The organism is Ekhidna sp. (assembly GCF_965221965.1).
Classification (GTDB): Bacteria; Bacteroidota; Bacteroidia; order Cytophagales; family Cyclobacteriaceae; genus Ekhidna.
The window spans coordinates 774,156-796,289 of sequence record NZ_OZ244926.1 but is presented as its reverse complement, the minus strand read 5'-3'; the positions used below and the strand labels follow the sequence as shown (position 1 = coordinate 796,289).

22 protein-coding genes are annotated in these 22,134 nt (G+C 42.0%); 13 read left to right on the top strand and 9 right to left on the bottom strand.

Features of this window, described 5'->3' with window-relative positions; translation table 11 throughout:
- Positions 1-6 precede the first annotated feature (6 nt).
- From ACOQON_RS03965 to ACOQON_RS03940, 6 genes are all read left to right on the top strand, one after another.
- Positions 7-1,275 (top strand): DUF2851 family protein, encoded by a 1,269-nt coding sequence (locus tag ACOQON_RS03965; protein WP_420577628.1) that lies wholly within the window; start codon positions 7-9, stop codon positions 1,273-1,275.
- Positions 1,272-2,444: a hypothetical protein gene (locus tag ACOQON_RS03960; RefSeq protein ID WP_420577627.1), complete on the top strand. Its 1,173-nt coding sequence runs from the start codon at positions 1,272-1,274 to the stop codon at positions 2,442-2,444. Before ACOQON_RS03965 ends, ACOQON_RS03960 begins: the two co-directional genes overlap by 4 nt.
- A gap of 32 nt (positions 2,445-2,476) precedes the next feature.
- On the top strand, positions 2,477-3,115 hold the full coding sequence (locus ACOQON_RS03955) for an acetyltransferase (protein ID WP_420577626.1): 639 nt from the start codon (positions 2,477-2,479) through the stop codon (positions 3,113-3,115).
- Between the two features lie 19 nt (positions 3,116-3,134).
- Entirely contained in the window at positions 3,135-3,482 is a 348-nt protein-coding gene (locus ACOQON_RS03950) for a four helix bundle protein (protein WP_420577625.1), read from the top strand.
- Between the two features lie 72 nt (positions 3,483-3,554).
- On the top strand, positions 3,555-4,523 hold the full coding sequence (locus ACOQON_RS03945) for a rhodanese-related sulfurtransferase (protein WP_420577624.1): 969 nt from the start codon (positions 3,555-3,557) through the stop codon (positions 4,521-4,523).
- A gap of 78 nt (positions 4,524-4,601) precedes the next feature.
- Positions 4,602-5,462 carry a nucleoside phosphorylase gene (locus ACOQON_RS03940; protein WP_420577623.1) on the top strand — a complete coding sequence of 287 codons (861 nt, stop codon included), beginning with the start codon at positions 4,602-4,604 and terminating at the stop codon, positions 5,460-5,462.
- Here ACOQON_RS03940 and ACOQON_RS03935 read toward each other — a convergent pair whose 3' ends face one another.
- Positions 5,463-5,729 carry a hypothetical protein gene (locus tag ACOQON_RS03935; protein ID WP_420577622.1) on the bottom strand — a complete coding sequence of 89 codons (267 nt, stop codon included), beginning with the start codon at positions 5,727-5,729 and terminating at the stop codon, positions 5,463-5,465.
- 106 nt (positions 5,730-5,835) lie between these two features.
- Positions 5,836-6,843, bottom strand: coding sequence for a glycoside hydrolase family 113 (locus ACOQON_RS03930; RefSeq protein ID WP_420577621.1), 1,008 nt, complete (start codon positions 6,841-6,843; stop codon positions 5,836-5,838).
- A gap of 331 nt (positions 6,844-7,174) precedes the next feature.
- On the opposite strand from ACOQON_RS03930, the gene ACOQON_RS03925 reads away from it, so the two are divergent.
- Positions 7,175-8,386: an ankyrin repeat domain-containing protein gene (locus ACOQON_RS03925; protein ID WP_420577620.1), complete on the top strand. Its 1,212-nt coding sequence runs from the start codon at positions 7,175-7,177 to the stop codon at positions 8,384-8,386.
- A 231-nt stretch (positions 8,387-8,617) separates the two neighbouring features.
- On the opposite strand, the gene ACOQON_RS03920 is transcribed toward ACOQON_RS03925, so the two are convergent.
- From ACOQON_RS03920 to ACOQON_RS03905, 4 genes are read right to left on the bottom strand one after another with little or no spacing between them, the layout of a single operon-like run.
- Positions 8,618-9,400, bottom strand: coding sequence for a queuosine precursor transporter (locus ACOQON_RS03920; RefSeq protein WP_420577619.1), 783 nt, complete (start codon positions 9,398-9,400; stop codon positions 8,618-8,620).
- A complete protein-coding gene (locus ACOQON_RS03915) occupies positions 9,390-10,313 on the bottom strand; it encodes a ribonuclease Z (RefSeq protein WP_420577618.1) in 924 nt (307 codons plus the stop codon). Before ACOQON_RS03915 ends, ACOQON_RS03920 begins: the two co-directional genes overlap by 11 nt.
- Positions 10,314-10,315: 2 nt before the next feature.
- Positions 10,316-10,687, bottom strand: a complete 372-nt coding sequence (locus ACOQON_RS03910; RefSeq protein ID WP_420577617.1) for an STAS domain-containing protein — start codon at positions 10,685-10,687, stop codon at positions 10,316-10,318.
- Positions 10,688-10,693: 6 nt separating this feature from the next.
- Entirely contained in the window at positions 10,694-11,632 is a 939-nt protein-coding gene (locus tag ACOQON_RS03905) for a phosphoribosylaminoimidazolesuccinocarboxamide synthase (RefSeq protein ID WP_420577616.1), read from the bottom strand.
- Positions 11,633-11,680: 48 nt separating this feature from the next.
- On the opposite strand from ACOQON_RS03905, the gene ACOQON_RS03900 reads away from it, so the two are divergent.
- On the top strand, positions 11,681-12,499 hold the full coding sequence (locus ACOQON_RS03900; RefSeq protein WP_420577615.1) for an alpha/beta fold hydrolase: 819 nt from the start codon (positions 11,681-11,683) through the stop codon (positions 12,497-12,499).
- Between the two features lie 693 nt (positions 12,500-13,192).
- Here ACOQON_RS03900 and ACOQON_RS03895 read toward each other — a convergent pair.
- On the bottom strand, positions 13,193-14,200 hold the full coding sequence (locus ACOQON_RS03895) for a 3-oxoacyl-ACP synthase III family protein (RefSeq protein WP_420577614.1): 1,008 nt from the start codon (positions 14,198-14,200) through the stop codon (positions 13,193-13,195).
- A gap of 90 nt (positions 14,201-14,290) precedes the next feature.
- Positions 14,291-15,841 carry a hypothetical protein gene (locus tag ACOQON_RS03890; protein ID WP_420577613.1) on the bottom strand — a complete coding sequence of 517 codons (1,551 nt, stop codon included), beginning with the start codon at positions 15,839-15,841 and terminating at the stop codon, positions 14,291-14,293.
- A gap of 356 nt (positions 15,842-16,197) precedes the next feature.
- On the opposite strand from ACOQON_RS03890, the gene ACOQON_RS03885 reads away from it, so the two are divergent.
- The 5 genes from ACOQON_RS03885 to ACOQON_RS03865 all read left to right on the top strand — a co-directional run bounded on the left by ACOQON_RS03885 (position 16,198) and on the right by ACOQON_RS03865 (position 21,107).
- The gene (locus ACOQON_RS03885; RefSeq protein WP_420577612.1) at positions 16,198-16,752 is read left to right on the top strand and encodes an RNA polymerase sigma factor; all 555 of its coding nucleotides are present in this window, start codon (positions 16,198-16,200) and stop codon (positions 16,750-16,752) included.
- Complete coding sequence (locus tag ACOQON_RS03880) at positions 16,745-17,260, top strand: hypothetical protein (RefSeq protein ID WP_420577611.1); 516 nt, start codon at positions 16,745-16,747, stop codon at positions 17,258-17,260. The genes ACOQON_RS03885 and ACOQON_RS03880 overlap by 8 nt, the downstream gene beginning before the upstream one ends.
- Positions 17,232-18,299 carry a hypothetical protein gene (locus tag ACOQON_RS03875; protein WP_420577610.1) on the top strand — a complete coding sequence of 356 codons (1,068 nt, stop codon included), beginning with the start codon at positions 17,232-17,234 and terminating at the stop codon, positions 18,297-18,299. The genes ACOQON_RS03880 and ACOQON_RS03875 overlap by 29 nt, the downstream gene beginning before the upstream one ends.
- 113 nt (positions 18,300-18,412) lie before the next feature.
- On the top strand, positions 18,413-19,900 hold the full coding sequence (locus ACOQON_RS03870) for a S10 family peptidase (RefSeq protein WP_420577609.1): 1,488 nt from the start codon (positions 18,413-18,415) through the stop codon (positions 19,898-19,900).
- Between the two features lie 124 nt (positions 19,901-20,024).
- Complete coding sequence (locus ACOQON_RS03865; protein WP_420577608.1) at positions 20,025-21,107, top strand: hypothetical protein; 1,083 nt, start codon at positions 20,025-20,027, stop codon at positions 21,105-21,107.
- Here the strand turns inward: ACOQON_RS03865 and ACOQON_RS03860 are convergent, their stop codons facing one another.
- Positions 21,108-22,058, bottom strand: a complete 951-nt coding sequence (locus ACOQON_RS03860) for an L-threonylcarbamoyladenylate synthase (protein ID WP_420577607.1) — start codon at positions 22,056-22,058, stop codon at positions 21,108-21,110.
- Positions 22,059-22,134: the final 76 nt, after the last annotated feature.

The following is a 22,134-nucleotide window of genomic DNA, read 5'->3' as shown; positions in this document are numbered from 1 at the left end:
ATCGCCATGGACGAGCAGTTTCTACATTACATCTGGAAGTATCAAAAGTTTGATCAGAACAAACTTAAACTCACCGAAGGCCAATCCTTGATGGTGTATTACCCGGGGAATCACAATCAGGATTCAGGACCGGACTTTGAGGAAGCACGCATCAAGATTGATGCTATTGAATGGGCAGGACAAGTAGAAATACACATTAATTCTTCGGATTGGAATCACCACAATCACCAGCATGATCCGGCGTATGAAAATGTCATACTTCATGTCGTATGGAATTATGATTCGGAAATTCACTTGAACGATGAGGCTATTCCAACACTGGAATTGAAATCAATCATCGATCCCGGATTAATAGAGAAATACCAAAAACACATCCGATCTAATCAGGAAATACTTTGTTCCAGCCAATTGCCAGGTGTATCGCCACTAACCATACGAGGCATGCTGGATCGCGTGCTGGTGGAGCGTCTGGAGGAAAAAGCCAGTCGAATATTGAATGATTTACAATACCGTAAAAATGATTGGGAGGAAGCGACTTATAGAGCTTTGTCTGCCAATTTTGGCTTTTCTACAAACAAAGAGGCTTTTATCAGGCTCACCGAACTGCTCCCTTTCTCTAAACTGAAAAAAGCGTTTCAAAATGAGAAATCCACGGAAGCATTGTTATTCGGACAAGCAGGTTTTCTAAATGAAGCAAAAGATGAATACCAGGACTCCTTAAAATCAGAGTTTCAATTCCTTCAAAAGAAGTTTCAACTACCTGAATCAATGGTGAAGCCACAATGGAAATTCGGAAAATTAAGACCAGCAAATTTCCCGACGGTTCGGTTGGCTCAGCTAGCCACAACCCTACATAATACTCCTAAGCTTTTCACCATTTTAACACAGACTGAAAGCATAAAAGAACTCAAGGAGCACTTAAGACCCCCACTTAGTCCGTATTGGCGAGCCCATTATGATTTCGGGAAAGAAAGAGAAAGGACGACCAGACAGGTTGGGAAAAGTTCTTTCGAAAATATCCTAATCAATACCGTGGCTCCCCTCCTTGCTGCTTATTCAAAATACACCGCGGATTCCATCTTCATGGATCGTGCGGTTGAACTTCTTGAATCTTTGCCAGCTGAAAACAATCGGATAACAAGAAAATGGGGAGAAATTGATGTCAATACAAAAACCGCCATTGATTCGCAGGCTTTTATTCAGCTATTCAAAAGCTATTGTCAAAAAAGGAAATGTCTTCAGTGTAATATTGGGGTTGAAATTCTAAACCGATGATAAACTGGGTTTTTCATATTTCCTTCATTGCTATGCTTGCCTTCGTAGCATTCCGATTTGTAAAGGCCGATCTTCCCGGTTGGGTTTTCTGGGCAAGCTTGATAGTGAAGCTGGCAGCAGGGGTCGTTTTAGGACTAATATTCTATAGATACTACGGTTCCGGGGACACCATCAATTTCTTTGAGTACGCTAAGAACCTGGAACAGTTTAATGAAGAAAGTCAACCACGCACCCAGTTTTTCCTTTTCATTCTTAAACCCATTATTGTATTCTCGGGAGAATCCTACTGGATTACCTCCCTCTACTTTTCCCTAATCAGTTTTTTATGTTTTTGGTATGGAACGAAGGTCTTTTCCTCTTTTTATCCGCAGTTAAAGTGGATTAGTGCAGCCTGTTTTCTTTTTATCCCGTCCATTGTTTTCTGGTCATCCGGAATTATCAAAGACAGCCTGGCCAGCGCCTCGTTGATTATCGCTGTAGTATCTTCCTTTAAGGTCTACAAGAAGAACAAAATCCAACTTCTCGATATTCTGTTGATCCTTGTTTCTGCGTTCATCTTACTGAAGATCAAGCACTACCTGCTAATCGCATTTATATTGTTCGCAGGTGTTCTTTTTACCATGATGCTTTTCAGAAAACTTAGCAGTCTATGGAGATTTGCATCCCTGATTGTCATAGTCGCAGCGACTTTCACCACACAGTTTATACACCCTTACCTTGAAATCGATCGGATACCCTGGACCCTCCATCAAAACAACCAGGCCATTCTGGAAAAATCAGATTCAGAAGATGAATTAAATATTGAGCTTGAAAATGAAACCTGGCAAGAAGTATTGTCCAATGTACCGAAAGCATTGCATGCTGGACTATTCCGACCTTCATTATATGACCCAACACCTATTTGGGGATGGATTCACAGGATTGAAAACCTGATGCTTACCATCTTGATCATTATGTCTCTTATTCTATCATTAAAATTAAAGCCTCAGATTGACTGGCCTTTGTTCCTTGCTTCCTTGACCGGAATACTACTCCTCGCCATCATGTTGCCGCTCTCAACTCCGAATTTTGGCACTTTGGTTCGCTACAAAAACGCATATATGCCCTATCTATTCTTAATCAGCTCCATCCTCCCATATCGCTACCTGACTTCTAAAACGGAAGAATAATCGCTAATTTTGCGCCTTCAAAAAAGAAGGACATGGAAAAACCGGTAATTATTTTCGGATCAACAGGACTGGCCAAAGCCGCACTTGAAATCTTCAACTCTAACAACATTGTGGTGTACGGGTTTCTGGATGATGACGAGCAAACGCATAATACGGAAATCAATACAGTTTCGGTGCTGGGAGCAACGGATGATCATGGCTTCACCAAATTGATTGGCCAGAAGTGCGAAGCTTTTGTCGCGACTGATGATAATGCGCTGAGAAAAGAATATGTAGAATACCTGATGGAAACCCGAAAGGTAATGCCCATGAATGCGGTCCATCAGACAGCATCCATCTCCGACTCATTCAGCATTGGGCACGGCAACTTTGTAAATGCCGGAGCTATCCTTTCCAATGATTCCAAAATGGGCAATCACAATGTCATCAATTCCAAAGCGATCATCGAACAAGAGGTAGAAATTGGGGATTTTGTTCAGATTGGTGCCGGATCCATTATTAACACGAAAGTGAAGATTGAAAATGAAGTGTTCATCGGTTCCGGTGTGACGATCGTGGCAGGTGTAACAATTGAGAAGGGTGCGAGAATTGGTGCCGGGTCTGTGGTGGTTGGAGATGTGAAGAAAGGAAAAACGGTTTTCGGAAATCCTGCTGTAGAAGTAAACAAGTAGAAAGTTAGAAGTAGAAAGAATGAATAATTTCAGGGAATTGAAAGTATGGCAGAGAGCTATAGATTTAGCCACTTTGATTTATTCACTCACTAAATCTTTTCCAGAGAGCGAAAAATATGGTCTTACTTCACAACTTCAAAGAGCCACTATATCTGTAAGTTCGAATATTGCTGAAGGAAGCGGAAGGCAAACAAAACCTGATTTCAAACATTTTCTTTCTATTTCATTAGGCTCACTATATGAAATAGAAAGCCAACTAGTGGTGTCTCACAAACTCAAGTATATTTCCGAAAAGGAAGTGAACATGGCAATTACGGAGGTTTCTGAGATTCAAAAAATGATATATTCACTTAGATCAAAACTTTAAACTTTCTACTCAAAAACTTAAGTCTTTCTACTTTTGTACTTTAACACCCTGCTGAAACAGGGCTTGGTTATCATGGAAAAGCATTACGTATTACTCTATTACTGTTACAGTAAGATTGAAAACCCTGAAGAGTTCAGGGAAGAACATCACAAACTTTGTCTGGACCTGGATCTGAGAGGCCGTATCATTGTGGCTGAAGAAGGCCTTAACGGAACCGTTTCGGGTACCCAGGAGGCGTGCGAAAAATATATGGATGCCGTAACCAGTGATCCTCGATTTGCACATACGGAATTCAAAGTAGACACAAACGATCAGCCTGCATTTGAAAAAATGCACGTGAGAGTAAAGCCTGAGATCGTCCACAGCTCTCTACGTCATATTGATCCTACCAAAAAGACGGGAGGCTATGTTGAACCGGAAGAATTCAGAAAAATCCTTCAGGAAGAAAGTGAGGATACGATCATATTAGATGTTCGGTCCAACTATGAGCATATGATTGGAAAGTTTAAGAATGCCATCACGCTGGATATTGACAACTTCCGTGACTTTCCTGAAAAAATCGAGGAGCTCAAAAAGTATAAAGACAAAAAGATTGTGACCTACTGTACCGGTGGAATCAAGTGTGAAAAAGCCAGCGCATATCTCCTCGAACAAGGATTTGAAAATGTCCATCAGCTACATGGTGGTATCATTAAATATGGCTTAGAGGCAGAAGGTGAAGATTTTGAAGGAAAGTGCTATGTCTTTGACAACCGCATTGTAAAGGATGTTAATCAGGTCAATCCAAAAGTTATTTCCAGGTGTTATGTCACTGATGAGCCATGTGATAGAATGGTCAACTGTGCGAATCCACATTGTAATATGCACATTCCTATGAGTGAGAAGGGTGCCGAAATTTACAAAGGCTGTTGTTCTGAGGAATGTATGAACAATCCGGATACCCGTGAGTACGATGGCACGGGCTTTTATCAGAAGAAAATGAACGGGTACAATCCTTACAAAGGCCTGAAACGCAAGTCATCTGTCAATAGCGGCAGCTAGGTTAACTTTTTGTAAATTAGGTGGTTCAACCGGCTTTCCTCATTACTTTTAAGGGAGCCTTAGAAACCTAACCTAGCTATGCCTCATACCTTTTCTGAGTCAGATCTGATCCTCAACCCCGACGGTAGTGTCTACCACCTCAGCTTGAGACCCAAAGACATCTCGGATAAGATTATTGTTGTAGGCGATCCGGGAAGAGTGCATCGTGTCTCCCGTCATTTCGATTCGGTGGAATTCGAGATGAACAAACGGGAGTTCATCACTCACACAGGAAAATACAAGGGCAAGCGACTCACAGTTATCAGCTCCGGTATGGGTACGGACAATGTGGAAATACTGATGACCGAACTGGACGCACTTTTCAATATTGACCTGGTGCATCGCCAACCCAAGCCACGTAGGAAAAAACTTCAAATCATCCGTGTGGGCACCTCCGGAACCATCCGTGACGACATTAAAGTGGGAAGTCACCTGGCAACCGAATATGCCATTGGATTGGATACAATCATCCAGTTTTACCAACACAAGCATACTGGAGTAGAAAGGCGGATCATTAAAAAACTCCGGGAAGAGCTGGACCTGCATTACACACCGTATTGCTTTAAGGGGTCTGTTACCCTATTCGAAAAATTTAAGGATTGTACCATAGCCGGAAACACCGTCACATGCCCGGGCTTTTATGCCCCCCAGGGAAGGGAACTGCGAATACCTATCCGCTATAAAGACATCATTGAGAAGATGCAATACTTCCATGAAGAAGATGTATGGATCACAAACCTGGAAATGGAAACTGCCGGATACTATGCATTTGGTAAACTACTGGGTCACGAAATGTTGAGCCTGAATGCCATTATGGCTAACCGCGTAAAAGGTCAGTTTGCCAAGGACCCCAATAAAGTCATCGATAGCCTGATTCAAAAGGTGCTGGATCGGATTTAATTACTTAAAGAGTGAGGTGAATGCCTTGTGAAGTGCTTCGGCAGCTTCATTGAGATGTTCGCGTGCTTCACTCCATTTTTCGTTTGGTTTGGATGAGCGATTTCGAATCTGCTCTTCAAGCTTCTCTTTTTGTTTCTTTAGCTTTTCAATCTGCACCTCCATGTCTGCAGACACTTTGCTTCCTGCCTGCTTCGTCTCTTCCACGAGATGGTCAATTTTCTTTCCCAGCTCGGCAAGGATATCTTCTACTTTTCGCTTCTCACTCATAGGTTTTTAGGTTTAAATGGAAAATTAAGTATTTCAGCTTACACTTCCCTTTCTTCCACTTAGAAGCAAGCTCCCCTCCCCAGAGGGGTTGGGGGTGGGTTATTCCCTATTCAAGATTTTTATTCTTCCCATACCATCTGGCAATCACCTCCTCCGCCGGCTTATTCTGAGGGGTCCATTCCGTGCCTCTCCACCTTCCGTAGCGAGACATGAAGTGCCACTTCCAGAAAAAACCTCCAGCCCACCAATCTTCATTTTCCAGCGCCTGAAAAGTAGCTTCATACGCATCTGCCTGGAGTTGATGGTTGGCGTTTTCCTCAGACTCATCTACTTCCCAGTGGCTACCAGCCGCCCCGTTTGCGCTTTGAAATCCATACTCGGTAAAAAGTATGGGTTTGTCCCATTTTTCAGAGAAAGAACTAAGCTGCTTCTTGATTGGCTCCCAGCCCTTTTTGATATCATCAATACTCGGATGGTCGCCCTCTGCAAGTGGGAAATAAGCATCAATACCAATATAGTCCACTGCATCCCACCAGGTGATATTCTGATAGTTGTCCCAATTAGAAGCATAGGTCAGCTTACCGGAATATACCGCTCGCACCTGGCCGATCAATGAACGCCAAAATTGCGGTCGTTCCCTTGCTGGGATACGAAACTCCGTACCAATACAAAACAACTCCACTCCCATCGAGTCTGCCTTGATGGCATGATTCAGAATATACTTTGTATAGTCTGATTCCCACGTTTTCCATTTCTCTTCAGAATCCAGGTTAAAGTCTCCAACCCAACCGGCTCCCCGAGCCCAGACATGTGGCTTGACCATTACTTTCAGTCCATGTTCTTTAGCGTATTGGATGAGTGCGCAATTCCCATCGGTATGCTCGCCCCACCACTGTCGGGAGTGATCAAATGAGACATTGGGTTCCCCATCACGGGAAAATGCATAAGGTATCAGTGCCACCCATCCGGCATTCACCCGCCTCACCTCTCCCATCTGGTCTGCCGTGATTTCCCTGGGTGGGTTCACCAGACTGGCTCCATTGATGCGGGTCGGTTTATCAGATGGCATCATGACCATTGCAGCAGCTCCTATAGCGAGCAATACAAAAATCACAAACAAACGCATAAGGAAAGATACGCTGAGATTTTGAAGGAAGTTTGAAAGCGTATCGCTAAACGTATATATACGTAACTATACGTTTAAGCAAACGGTTATTACTGCGAATCATGGTATATTAATCTATAGATAAACACAGTTCCAAGATCATTTAATATGATTGTTTCCATCATTCAAAGCTGCCTTTAAGTCCTCGAACAACAGGAGAGAAGGATTTTAAACTGAGGATTAGATGCATGTAGCCGAAATTTTATTTGGATTGGAAACCGGTATATTTGAAAGGTAAATAACGCGCACAGTGTGTGTTACATAATTGTTAGATGTCATAATGAAGCACATAGTATATTTCTTCCTTCTAGCCATAACATTTCAATGTAGTAATCCTAGTGCTAAGGGCGAAACTAAAATTGATTTAACAGATGATTCCGAAGAAGCTACTGAAACTGCGGTAATTCAAACAATAAAGGAAAAACCGAAAAAAAGAACTTTTGTATACAAATCTTTTACGTGTGTTAAAGAATTAATTGATGCATGCACTAAAAATGATTTAGAAAAAGCAACTTTCCTTATTAACTCAGGGTGTGACGTTAATGGAACAGTAGAAATAGGATATAATGCATGGATGAGTCCTTTGCGTGCTGGAGTTCATCATGATGACACAAAAATTGCAAAACTCTTATTGGATGCAGGGGCAGATCCAGAATTAGATCTTGGAAGATTGGTTAAACCTATTAATTATGGAGCAGGCTATAACCCTGAAACCCTAAAACTATTAATAGCAAATGGAGGTAACGTTAACTCCTTCAACGAAGGCGCTAACTATCAAACTCCGCTAATCTGGGCAATAAACAGAGGCAAAATCGAAAATGTAAAAATTCTTGTTCAGAATGGTGCTTTAATCGATTATGATACAATTACATATGAGTATATACAATCGCCTCTTCATAGAGCAATCAAGGATAGGGAATATGAAATAGCAAAATACTTATTAGAACAAGGAGCAAATCCAAATTTCAAGATAACAGAAGTGCATGAAGATTGTTATGTATGCCCTTGGGATATAGCACCGATTCATGAAATAGGACTAATTGAAGATTTGGAAACAGCCAAACAATTTACTGACCTGTTTATTGAATTTCAAGCTGACTTAAACATAACAAATGGCTATGATGAAAATGTTATAGGACATATCGCTCCAGGTGGTAACGCGAACCTAGCAGAATACCTGATTGAAAAAGGGGTAGTAATAACTGATGCTGCGGTTGCAAGAGCAGCGATGTTTCAAAATGAAAAATTCCTTGAGGTTTTATTAATAAATGGCGGTAATCCAAATGCTTATTTAGATAGAGAATCAGCACTTAGTCATGCAATAACCTGTTGTGGAGATGGATTCAACGAAAGATCACAAGCCAAAAGAATCAAAACTATAGATTTATTACTTAGAAATGGAGCAAAACCCGATTCTATTTTAATCAACTTAGTAAATAAGGATGAACGATTTGAAGACGTAGCTAAGCTATTAAGTCAATATGAAAATTAACGACATCTAACAGTCGCTAGCACGAATGCGCCAACTGCCACTTTACAGACTTCAGTGCGAACTTCACCATGAATCAGCCGCTGGGAAATTTTAGTGCTTTCTACCCTCTTTAGTTCGCAGGATTTTTCATCTTTCTGAACGTAGCGCATTCTGATACTTTGTGAGCACCGGCAGATTCATTAGTTTTATCGGAACTTGCCAAGTTCGGGGCGCACTCCTGCTAGCTTGTCGTCAAAACCGGCTATCACTCGCTTCTTCCTTGATCCGGTCAGCCTCTTCTTTCCCCAGGTATCTGTCGATAAGGAAATGACCTAAATAAATCACAGGTGTGAGCGCAATCGCTACGATGAATTTGTAGATGTAGTTGAGCGAGCCCACAGACATCACCTGAGAGAAATCCCACCGACTCTCAGGTGGTGCAAGAATGTAAAAAGCGATCGCCAGCACGACGAAGCTATCAATCAGCTGGGAGATGAGGGTGGAGCCGGTTGCTCTCAGCCAGATCATTTTCTCTCCGGTAATTTTGCGCAATCGCTGAAAGATGATCACATCCAGCAGCTGCCCAATCAAAAAAGCGATGATGGAACCCACGATAATTCCAAGTCCCTGCGTATAGATTTTATTGAAAGCAAAGTTCATGTTGAAGTAGTTGCCATCCGGATCAGTACTGTTTACATCCAACCAAAAGCCCGCAGGGCTCAGCTTGGTCACAATCCAGATCATGAGAAAAGCATAAGCGATACACCCGACAGCTATAAAGCTAATTTTTCGCACACCCGCCTTTCCAAAGTATTCATTGATGATATCTGTGGTGATAAACACCACCGGCCAGATCATCACACCGGCGGTCAGGTTGAAATCCAAGGTGTATCCGAAAATATCGAGATTGGCCGGTTGCCAGCCTAGTGTTTGTTCCAGTGAAAAAATCTTCACACCAATTAACTCAGCCAGGATAGCATTAGTGAGGAAGATCGCACCCAGGATAATGAACAGGTTTTGCTTTTTATTTCCCATCCACAATGAATTTAGTGCCTTCAATCGCCAACTCCGATCGCTCAAACACTGCTTTCGCCTCGCTAATGATCGGGTCCAACTCCTTATACCTCGCAGAGAAATGTCCGAGGACCAGCTTGCCTACTTCTGCCTCTTTGGCGTATTGGGCGGCTTGCTCCGCTGTAGTGTGATAGGTCTGAATAGCCCGGTCTTTCATATCATTGGCAAACGTCGCTTCATGATATAGCAGATCCACCCCCCTGATGATCTCCATCAGCTCCGGCCGTAATCGGGTATCAGAGAAAAAGGCGTAACTGTAGCTCGGATTAGGATCCAGTGTCATCACCTTATTTTCATATTTCACACTTCCATCACTGTCAAGGATATCTTCCCCGTCTTTCAGACGCACAATGTCCAGGTTGGAGAGTTTCACATCATCCAGCATCTTTCGATTGATCCGTCGCTTCTTTGGTTTCTCCTTAAATAAATATCCGGAACATGGAACGCGATGATCCATCGGCAGGGTAGTCACCGTATACTTTGGGTGATCATATATCATTTCCGATTCCCCCGGGGTAAACTCCTTAAAGTTGATTTTAAAATTGAGGGAGGTCTCTGAGTATCTAAGCTGTAGCTGTAATATCTCAGACAATCCGGGAGGTCCTATAAGTAACAATTCCTTCTTCCTTCCAAACAAATGCATGGTGGAAAGCAGGCCGATCAATCCGAAGTAATGATCCCCGTGAAGATGCGAAATAAAAATATGATCAATGCGTGAGAGCTTGACCTTATTTCGCTTCATGAGAAGCTGCGTGCCTTCCCCGCAATCGATTAGAAAATATTGATCCTGAAGTTTCAAGACCTGCGCAGTATGATGTCTGCGATGCGCAAATGCCGCAGAGTTAGAACCTAATATCAGTAGTTCAAGGCTCAAGTTTATTCCGCTGCGCCCTGCCCTTTGTTGATAGCCGCCAATAGTACCATATCAGCAGCCTCTTCCTGTCCTGCCACGATGTTCATCACTTTATCCAGCTGACTGATCGCAATCAGCTTCATCACATGGTCGGTCACGTTGAAAAGCACAAATGCTCCCGAATCGCCAAAAGACCGATTGCCTACTAAAAGTGCACTTAATCCACTGGAATCTACATACTTCACAGCAGCCATGTCAACGATCAGGCTTTTCACGCCATCCTGAGCCAGCTTCATAAATTCAGACTTTAGCTCTGGTGCTACCGTGGAGTCAACCTTTTCCTGGTCGATTTTTGCAATTGAGTAATTCTCGTATTTGTCTACTGTAAATTCCATAATTCTCTATTCTACTATTTGGGCTATTTCCTCTTTAATTCGGGCTAATTTATCTGAGTATTCGTCTTTAACAAACTTTTCTCCCGAGATGTTCTCATAAAGTTCGATGTATCGATCGGATATGAGGGTTATTCGCTCCTCAGGCATTTCCGGAATCTGCTGCCCTTCTTTCCCCTGGAATCCTTCAGAAATCAGCCATTGTCTTACGAACTCTTTTGAAAGCTGTTTCTGGGGTTCATTTCTTTCCAGAAGCTCCTCGTAGGGCGCTGAATAAAAATAGCGGGAAGAGTCCGGTGTATGCACCTCGTCGATCAGGTAGATTTTACCATTATATTTCCCGAATTCATATTTTGTATCCACCAGGATCAATCCTCTTTCAGCAGCTATTTCTGTTCCTCTTTTAAAAAGTTTTCGAGTATATGCTTCCAATTGCAGATAATCAGTCTCATCAACAATCCCCTGCTTTAGAATCTCGTCACGTGATATATCCTCGTCATGCCCTTCATCCGCTTTGGTTGTCGGTGTGATGATAGGTTCAGGAAATTGCTCGTTTTCTTTCATGCCATCCGGCATAGGTACGCCGCAAAGCATTCGCTTGCCATCGCGGTACTCACGCCAGGCATGACCGGTCAGATATCCCCTGATGACCATTTCCACTTTGAAAGGCTCACATCTTTTACCGAAAGTGACATTTGGATGAGGTGTTTTTTCCACCCAGTTTGGTACAATATCACTGGTCGCTTTCAGAAATTTTGCTGCAAGCTGGTTCAGCACTTGCCCTTTGTAAGGAATAGGTTTGGGTAAGACCACATCAAATGCAGAGATACGATCGGTGGCAATCATGGCTAATTTGTCGCCAAATTCATATACCTCGCGAACCTTTCCGGTGTATTTTCCGGTTTGTCCTTTAAATTGAAAATCGGTGGAAATGATGCCTTCTGACATAGAGGGCAAATATAGCCCCATGTCCATGATTGGTTCTACAGATATCGTATGAAAAAACTGGCAATTATATTCTTACTGGTATCAGCATGTGAGTTTCGGATAAGTGACGAAGATGCCCGTGAGGAGTTGGATGATATTGCGAATATTCAATTTAATGATCTGGAGGTAGGTGACAAGAGCATGCACTACGCCTATATTGATCAGGGCAGAGATATTCAGCTGGTATTTATTCATGGATCCCCGGGATCGTGGAATGCATTTATCAATTTTTTTAAAATGGATTCATTGCTTGAAAAATTTGACATGCTTGCAATGGATCGCCCGGGATTTGGTAATTCAGGGTTCGGCGAAGCAGAGCCATCCATCGAAAAACAAGCTCTGCTGATTCATCAAGTGCTGGAGCAGTTTCCGGATAAACAACTCATTCTTATTGGACATTCCCTCGGTGGACCCATTGCAGCCAGAATGGCCATGGACTTTCCGAATGATTATGCGGGGATGATCCTGGTAGCTCCCTCGATAGATCCTGAATTGGAGGAAGACGAATGGTATCGTGGAATGATCAATACAAAAATTGGGGCGATTTTCACTCCCAAAGAGTTTGAAGTGAGCAATGATGAGATTTTACCTCTGAAGGAGGAACTGGAAATTATGCTGCCTTTTTGGTCAAAAATAAAAATACCAACGATCGTGATTCATGGATCAAACGATTCGTTGGTACCTAAAGAAAATGCCGACTTTGCAAAACGAATGCTTCCGGACTCCATTCTTGAAGTAAAAGTATTGGATGGAGTCAATCATTTCATTCCATGGACTCATCCACAAGAGATAACAAAGGCCATCAATCAATTAGCTGATGGCCTATGATCCATCATCCATAGCTAGACGCTGAGCGTCTGTTTCATAAATGTTTCGCATTTTTCCCGGCTGCCTATATAAAGGATGCTAAAGCCTTTCTTTACCATCCAGTCACCTGTTTGAGATTTCGTTAACCGAACTTTGTCGTTTCCTTTTCTTGCAAATAACCTAAAAATATTCATGGTGAGTTTATTTTAAGTTAAAAATTGTATCATTTAAATATTAAACATGAATATAATAATTTTTGTTGTGTTTAAATGCAATTTTTTATTAAAATCATCATATTTTTAGATGAAAAGGGCAAAAAGAAAGGCGACCCCTCCTAAGAAGTGTCGCCCTGGTGAGATTTTCTTTAGCTAGTTCTTACATTGCATGACTCATGTAAGTCTCACATTTATCTTTTGATCCAATGTAAAGTACAGTTGAACCCTTTCTCACAACCCAGTCCCCACTTGCTTCTTTTTTCAATTTTAGCTGGTTTTCGTCAGTAGATTTACCTAGTAGCGTTTTAACGAATTTCATTGGCTTATAGATTACAGTTGGTTTATTACTTTAACGAGAACAAATTTAATTATTCAAAGCGAATAATTAAAATAATTAAAAAAGTTCTTCAAATAGTGCAATTAATGAATTGTTAAGACTGTATTAATCGATAAAAACGTGCGTTTTGTCCAATTCCGAATTAGAAAATAGTATGTATGGCTACCAGTTGATAAGTGCGGAAGCCCAGGTAAATCCGCTTCCAAATGCTGCCAGACAAACGAGATCTCCCTCTTTGATCTTTCCTTCCTGAAAAGCCTCACTCATGGCTATTGGGATCGATGCAGCTGTGGTATTTCCGTACCGCATGATGTTATTGTAAACCTGATCGTCCGATAGTCCCATCTTCTTCTGCACAAATTGGCTGATCCGCAGGTTTGCCTGGTGTGGGACAAGCAGACTTATCTCTTCCGGCTTCTTTTGATTTGTAGCTAAGGCCTCACCGATGACTTCCATGAATCGTGTTACAGCATGCTTAAACACGAAGTTTCCATTCATATACGGATAGTAGCTGGAATCTTCCGGATCATTTTCTTTGATTATTTCAGGCACCCACCGTCCGGTATTCGGTCCGATCAGCGCAAGCTCTTCCGCATGCTTGCCTTCGGAATGCAGATGTGTGGATAATATGCCCTTCCCTTTTTCTTCTGATCGTTGTACGACAGCTGCCCCGGCTCCATCTCCAAAGATGACCGTCACTCCTCTGCCACGATCCGATTTTTCTAAACCACCGGAATGGTTCTCTGCTCCAATCACTAAAATGTTTTTATACATTCCGGTCTTAACGAACTGATCTGCCACTGAAAGCCCATAAACAAACCCTGAACATTGGTTTCTCACATCCAGTGCCCCGACCTCTTTGATACCTAATTGCTCCTGCACCATCACACCCGGGCCGGGAAAATAATAATCCGGGCTGAGTGTGGCAAAAATGATGAAGTCAATATCATCAGGTGTAATGCCAGCGTTTTTAATAGCCATTCTCGCCGCTTTGGTTCCCATCGTAGACGGGCTATCTCCTGATCCTGGTACTATCCACCTTCGCTCTTTGATACCGGTGCGCTCAGTGATCCATTCATCACTCGTGTCCATCATCTTGGACAGATCTTCATTGGTCACTACATTATCGGGTACATAATGTCCGAGACCTGCAATAATTGAGGTATACATGCTGTCTATTTTATTCGAATATAAAAAAGAGGTACTATTTGCTAAGCAAAACTTGTGTACTCTTCGACCAGTCCTTTTTACAAAAGGTGTCTAATCCGATTTCCTTATTAAATAAAAGTCTTTGAGGTAAGTCGTGTTCACTCCACCTGTGGAATGAATTTCAAAATCATCCAGATCAATAATCTCCAGCGTGCCGTCAATTTTGATTTCAACATTGTAGACATCATCTGCATTGATCATCATTTCATATTGACCTTCATCATCTATGTGAGAGAAGAAATACATGTCTGTATACTCAACCGGCCTGAAAAAGATTCGCGCATTGGTTATCGGCTCTTCAGTTTCTGCATCCAGCACTCGTCCCTTGATTTTAATGGTATGTATCTCCCAAAAGAAGAAAATATCATAGTCACCGATGGTGTGCAATCTGTTAGATGTAAAGTAGCCCGACATTTGATCTTTATTGAGCTTAAAGTGCAACTCATCGTCTGCAGAGTTTACCGGGAAGCCCATATTCTCAGGCTCTGACCAGGTAAGCGTAGTGGTATCAAACTCAGATTTGAAGATATCATAGCCTCCCATGGTTTCATGTCCATCGGAAGCAAAATACAGGGTCATTTCATCCGGACTTAAATACGGACTGTCCTCATTGTATTCACTATTGATAGTGGTTGCGAATAAAGCCGGTTTGCTCCAATCACCGGTTTCAGGATCTCTGATCGATTCGAATAGATCCAGGTTTGGATCCTTTTTTGAACCCACGTCTTTAGCAAAGATGATCCGGTCTTCATGTTCATTGATAAAAAAGTGGGAGCTTAAATGTGTAGAAGAAATTCGACTGTCAAACTCCCTGGGAACGCTCCAGCCAGTTCTTGATTCTGTAGGCTCGCTGTAAAAAAGGTCTCCACCCTTATCCGTTCTGAACTGAAATAAGCGGCCATCCTCCGCAACTACTTCAATATTGGAATTTTCCCTGGTGAAAGTACCCACATTATAAATGACCTCCGGTTCTGACCATGACCGACTTCCCTCGTGCCTGGTATGATATATTTGAAATTGATCCGGGTTGTTCTCATCTCGATTTGAGAGGAATAGCAGCTCCTCATTATCAGCAAAGTATACCGGACTCAGCTCTGCTTTTTCAGTGTTGATTCCTTTTTCCAACAAATGGATCTCATAATACTTAGGGTTATCCATAAACTTCTTCGCGTTTATGGCCCAGTTTGCCCACCTACGAGCTTCTTCTAAAATGATATCGCTTTTCTTGGCCGGTAGCTTAATGAATTTCCTCAAAGATTCTATTGCCTCCTCAAATTCGTACTCTTTCATTAAAATTCGACCCTGCCAGTAATAATAGAATTTGTCTTTTTCGCCCATGACCTCCTCATAATCATTGAAAGGTTTCATGTTTTCATATTGCGTAATGGAAAGCAGCTTACAAATCTCAATCTTATATTGAATATCCTCGTAGGTAGAGTCTATCTGCTGAATAGCCTGGTACTGATTCAAGGCTTCAGCAAAGTTTTCCTCATAAAAAATCTCCTCGGCATCATTGTACATTTTAAACAGTTGTTGAGCCTGAATATTGGAAACAACAACCAATGCCATCATCATACATACCACGCGGAAAGCTCTCATCATATTTTATCTAATATAATTCCTGTACAAGTTTAATTAAATAACCCTAAATGTCTATAAATAAATGAGTTATTGATTCTAAATTACTTTACTCTGATTTCAGGTGCGAAATAAAAGACTGAAAACCATTTGATCCCTCCAGTAAAGAGATTTAGATTTTTTCATATTTCGGTACTCACATTACATAAGGCCTCTATACCTAAGTTTCTCTAATTCTTCTTTAACCCCAATTTTCATTGATTAAATTCGATAATAACAAAAATAGCTTTCACAAATTTTCATTTGTGATCGACTAAAATTAACGACCACATGCAACCCATGTTCCCTTTGCCAGTCTTTACGATGAACTAACCTGAAAATTGGAAGCAAACACGGTAAATATTCATGCCGACCTGATAGCCAGGTGCAGAGATGAGGATCGGAATGCACAGTTTGAGATTTACAAACTGTACAATAAAGCGATGTTCAATACTGCCATTCGGATAACGGGTGATGAAAATGATGCAGAAGATGTATTGCAGGAAGCATTCGTAAGCGCTTTTCAAAACCTGACAAGCTATAGGGAAGATGCTTCGTTTGGGGCATGGCTGAAGCGTATCGTGATCAATAAAGCGCTGAATCAAGTGCAGCGTGTAAAAAAAGATCTGATGCTGGCTGAAGACATAAAGGAAGAGGCCAGTGAATATGAGCCGGAAAAAACGGAACCGACCTACAGTGTGGAACAGGTGAAGCGGGCAATGTCAGAGTTGCCGTCCGGGTTTAGAACGGTTTTATCCCTATACCTTTTTGAAGGATATGACCACAAAGAAATTAGCGAGATACTGGGTATTACAGAATCAACTTCTAAATCTCAGTATAAACGCGCAAAAGACAAATTAAAAATGATTGTAAAACAGGAGGTGAACTATGGGTGATCAATTGGAAAAATTCATCATGGAAAACAGGGAAGCATTTGACGATGTTACCCCTTCTGATCAGGCGTGGACCAAAATCGATCAAAGGTTGATGAAAAGACGCTCTGTCTGGCCAACCATATGGAAGGTTGCCGCTATGCTTTTCATGGCCACTACCATCATCCTCGTGATAGACAAATCCAATGATGAAGTTCAGGGCCCTGTGCTAAGTGAGGAATTTAACCAGGCTGAGGATTACTATGTTTCTCTAATCAATCAGAAACGACGATCGATCAAAGAGCAACTCACTCCTGAGCAACATGAACAATTTTTGGTAGAAATCGACCAACTCGATTCTATGTATGTGGAACTGAAGAAAACCTACCAAACCAATGCTTCCAATGACCGGGTTATGGATGCCATGATTAACAACCTGCAGTTGAGACTGGATATCCTGAACAAGCAACTGGAAATTTTAGAAAACATCAAAAACCAAAACAATGAAAGCGACAACACAATTGAAATATAAAATATTAGCCTTGAGCATGTTTCTGGTTCTATCAGTAGCATCGTTGGCTGGCGACCAGGACCAAAAGAAGAAGTACGTTGAAAAAAACTACAAGGTGAGTGCGACCACCAAGCTGAAAATCGATAACAAGTTTGGCAAGGTAGAGATCAACTCATGGGAAAAAAGTGAGTTCGACATCAAGGTAGAAATCATCGGTAAAGGGCGTAATGAAGAACGAGCGCAGCGCATCCTGGATGCGATAGAAATCGACATCACAGAAAGTAGTGCTGAGATTGTCTTTGAAACAGAAATCGAGAGCTCCAAAAACAAAAACGAAGAAGGTTTCGAGATCAATTACACCGTGTACATGCCCGAGAAAAATCGATTAGAGATAAAAAATAGCTTCGGAGATGTGACCATGGGTAACAGAGCCAATGATTTGGACATCCAGGTATCCTACGGATCGATGAAAGTGGGCAATGTTTCCGGAGATGCGGTGATCAAGGTTTCATTCGGGAGCGGTAGCGTAGGTAAAATCAACGATGGAGAAGCCACCATTAAATACAGCAATTTTGAAATTGAAGAAGCTAACATCCTGGACCTTACTCAGGGGTTTTCTGATATCGAAATTGGTGAAGTTAAAGACCTGGAACTGGAGAGCAAATACGGAAAAGTAGAGATCGAAAAAGCGGGTAAAATAGATGCTGACTCTCATTTCTCCGGATTTGAGATAGAGGAACTAACAGGCAGCCTCGAGTTGGATTGCAGCTATCTAGGTGACTTTAGAATTGATAGATTAGCTAAGACCTTCACTTTGATAGATATTGACGGGAAGTTTGGTTCTTATGAAATTGGCCTGGAAGAAGGACTCAATGCCGACATCAATGCTGAATTCTCATTCGCAGACCTAAAAGTTTCATCTGATGTGGATGCTACGTTCAACTACCGGGTAAAAGAATCAAACCGGAGTACCTATAAAGGAAAAATAGGCAAAGGCGACCCCAACAAGATGATTCGGATTGACTCCAGCTATGGAAATCTCAGACTAAAAATGGATTAACTCTCAAAATACCAACCGACCGAAAGACATGCTCAATGACCGAGCGTGTCTTTTTTGTTTCCCGCCATTCATTTATTTGGTAGATTTCGCGATCAATTAAATACTTACCAATTATGAAGAGCATACTCACCATTTTCTCTTTCTTGATGCTTTTTTCTTTGGTTGGACAGGATCGATCCATCCAGCCAAACGAGACCGTAACGACAACCCATCAGGTCACCATAAAAGGTAAACCTGTGCCCTATAAAGCCACTACTGGCACGCAACCGGTGTGGAATGAAGAGGGCAAGGCTATTGCCGCCGTGCATTTTACTTACTATGAAAGAACTGATGTAAAGAGTAAGAATACACGCCCTCTCCTCATTTCCTTTAATGGCGGACCAGGCTCAGCTTCGGTATGGATGCATCTTGCGTACACCGGACCTAAAATTTTAAAAGTGGACAAGGAAGGTTTTCCCATTCAACCGTATGGAGTAAAAGACAACCCCAACTCCATTCTGGATATGGCAGATATCGTATTTGTAAACCCGGTCAATACCGGATACTCACGGATTCTGGATCCTGAGAATACGGATCGCGAATTCTTCTTTGGTGTGAATGAAGACATCTCCTACCTCGCTGATTGGATCAATACGTTTGTAACCCGAATGAACAGATGGGAGTCTCCCAAGTATCTGATTGGAGAAAGCTACGGCACCACTCGTGTATCAGGTTTGGCACTCGAACTCCAGAACAGGCAGTGGATGTACCTGAATGGCGTGATTCTGGTTTCACCCACCGAGCTGGGTATACATAGTGGTCAGGGACGAAGAGACGGTCCTTTAGGAGCAGCATTGAGAGTTCCATACTTTACTGCTGCGGCCTGGTACCACCAAAAGCTACCGCAGGACCTTCAAAGTAAGGACTTACTTGAAGTATTGGAAGAAGTAGAAAACTATGCGATTCAGGATTTGATGCCCACTTTGGCAAAAGGAGGCTTTGTGGATGAAGAAGAGAGAAAAGAGGCAGCACAAAAAATGGCACGGTATTCCGGTATTTCTGAAAAAGTAATTCTACAATATAACCTTGATGTGCCGACTTCCTTCTTCTGGAAAGAGTTATTAAGAGACGAAGGCTTTACCATCGGTCGTCTGGACTCACGATATAAGGGAATTGATCGTACAGATGGCGGTGACAGGCCCGATTTCAATTCTGAAATCACTAGTTGGCTTCATGCCTTTACTCCTGCGATTAATTACTACTACAAGAATGTGATGAACTACCAGACAGATATTAAATACAATATGTTTGGTCCGGTACATCCGTGGAACAGGGATGGAAATAATACCGGTGAAAATCTTCGTCAGGCAATGGCTCAAAACCCTTACTTACACACCATGATTCAAAGTGGCTACTACGATGGCGCTACTAAGTATTTTGATGCGAAATATACCATGTGGCAAATCGACCCGAGTGGCAAAATGAAAGATCGGCTGTCATTCCGGGGTTACAGAAGTGGACACATGATGTATCTACGAAATGAAGACCTGATCAGCAGTAATGATCATCTCAGAGAGTTTATCCAAAAAAGCCTGCCGGGAAATAAACCGGCAAAGTATTAATGCAATTTCATAACTACTGAATCGTTGCTGAAACTGTATGAAAATCAACTTTGCCTTTACGTCTCTTCTTATTCTTCTTCTAGTTGGAACTGTTTGTGCTCAAACTACTCCAAATATGAAGGCCATGAGCATTGAAAAGGATGACAACTTTGAAGGATTTGAGTTGATCCGTACCGACAGTAATCAGGTGTTTGTGCTGGCCGAACATTGGCACAACATTCGAACTGTTCCGAGGGCCTCAATGAAGGTATTGCGTTACCTTCATAAAAATGCCAATGTTCGTATTCTGGCAATCGAACAGGGAGCCAGTGTCGCTTACATGATCAATGATTATCTGGATACCGGTGATACAACTAAACTCAGACAAATCATTCGAAATACCATGTTTTGGGGAAAAGAGAACTGGGAGTTTTTCGAAGACCTCTACGCATTCAACCAAACGCTCCCGGATCAAGAGCGCGTATTTGTTAAGAGCATCGATATAGAATACAAAATGGAATCAGCCATTTTCGTTATTAACCAGCTAATCGGTGATAAAGAAATACCGGAACAACTTAAAGGTACCGTAGGTGTTTTCAAGCAAATCTTTGAGAACACGAGGGAGCATCGTGAAAAGTATCAAGGCTTATCGGTTATGTATTATTATGATCGTGAAGTCGTGGAAAGCCTCGTGCTCATGACCATCGATGAGATGGAACGTAAGAGTGATGATTACACAGATTTTTTTGGTGATGATTTCGTTCGGTTTGCTACGATGATTTTAGAGATGGATGACGGACTCACCTTCGATTATACCAATCCGAATAATAACTACAAATTTCGTGATCGATTGATTTACCGAAAGTTTGAATCACTTGTGGAAGAATATCCGGAAACGGGCATTTTATGTGTAATAGGCATGCGACACGCCACAAAAGGATCCTCTATCTATAAGCTTGATAAGTTGCCTTTTTCTCCGCTTTATGGAAAAGTGTCCATCATAAAAGTATCAGCACTTTTCAATAAAATGATTATCTCCAGTGACTTGAAGCGTATCAACTACAACTACCCAAACCAGTTGAAAAAGAACTGGGCCACCCTCATTCAACATACTGAAGAAGATGCGGCCCTACGATCCGCAAAAGGTTTCGATTATACGTTATTCATCAACAGCAATGGTGAGCTCACTCCTTTCGAGAACGTGTATAAGCGAGAGTATGGCGAATGATTAAACCGCCGCTCTTCGTAACCGATCGTTGATTGCCTTTCCAAGCCCTTCCTGAGGTACAAATTCGGCCAGAATAACTTCGATATGCGGTTGATCCATTCTTCTCAACGCGGCAAAAATATTTCGGGCTGCCTCATCCATGTCTCCGGAAGGTGAAAGCACAACCTGATTTTGCTCCGGCACATCATGAGTCGTTTGAAATGACAGCACTCCTGTAGATTTCGAATTCATTCCTTTGAGATTTTCTGCGATATCCCCGATGATCATTTTTCTTCCTGGAGAATAGTGAGATTTGAGCATCCCCGGTGCGGCTGGATTAGAGCTTTCATTAACCTGAATGCGTACTTTACCAACCACGTCTTCAATGGCCTCCACTCGTGTGCCGCCCAGCCGATAGATCACCACATCATCTCCTTCAAAACCTACGATGGTAGACTCAAGTCCTATATGACATTGCCCGCCATCCAGGATATATTGGATCTGATCACCGAGTTGGTCATTCACATGCTTTGCACTTGTTGGGGATACATATCCGAAAGGATTAGCGCTGGGTGCAGCCAGTGGAAATTCTAGTTCAGTAAGCAATTCGATGGTTAATGGATGATTTGGTATTCGAACTGCTACTCTATCAAGACCGGAAGTGAGTAAATCGGGTACTTCAGGTTTTTTATTCAAAAGGATAGTCAATGGACCAGGCCAGAAAGCTTCTGCTAGCTGAGCAGCCTTTTCCGGGACATCCCTAACCATATTCTTTACTTTATCTAGTGAATTGGTATGAGCAATCAGCGGGTCAAATTTTGGTCTGTTTTTTACGGAATAGATTTTCAAAATGGCATTTTCACTCAACGCATTGCCCGCCAATCCATAGACCGTTTCTGTTGGTATACCAACCACATCATCATTTTCAAGCAGATGTTTTGCTCGAGCTATGTCTTTTCCTATTTCTGCCACAAATTGAAATCTAAAATGCAAAGATGAATGAAGGAATTGGATTTGTCATGTGACGCTGAAATACTTATTTTAGTCT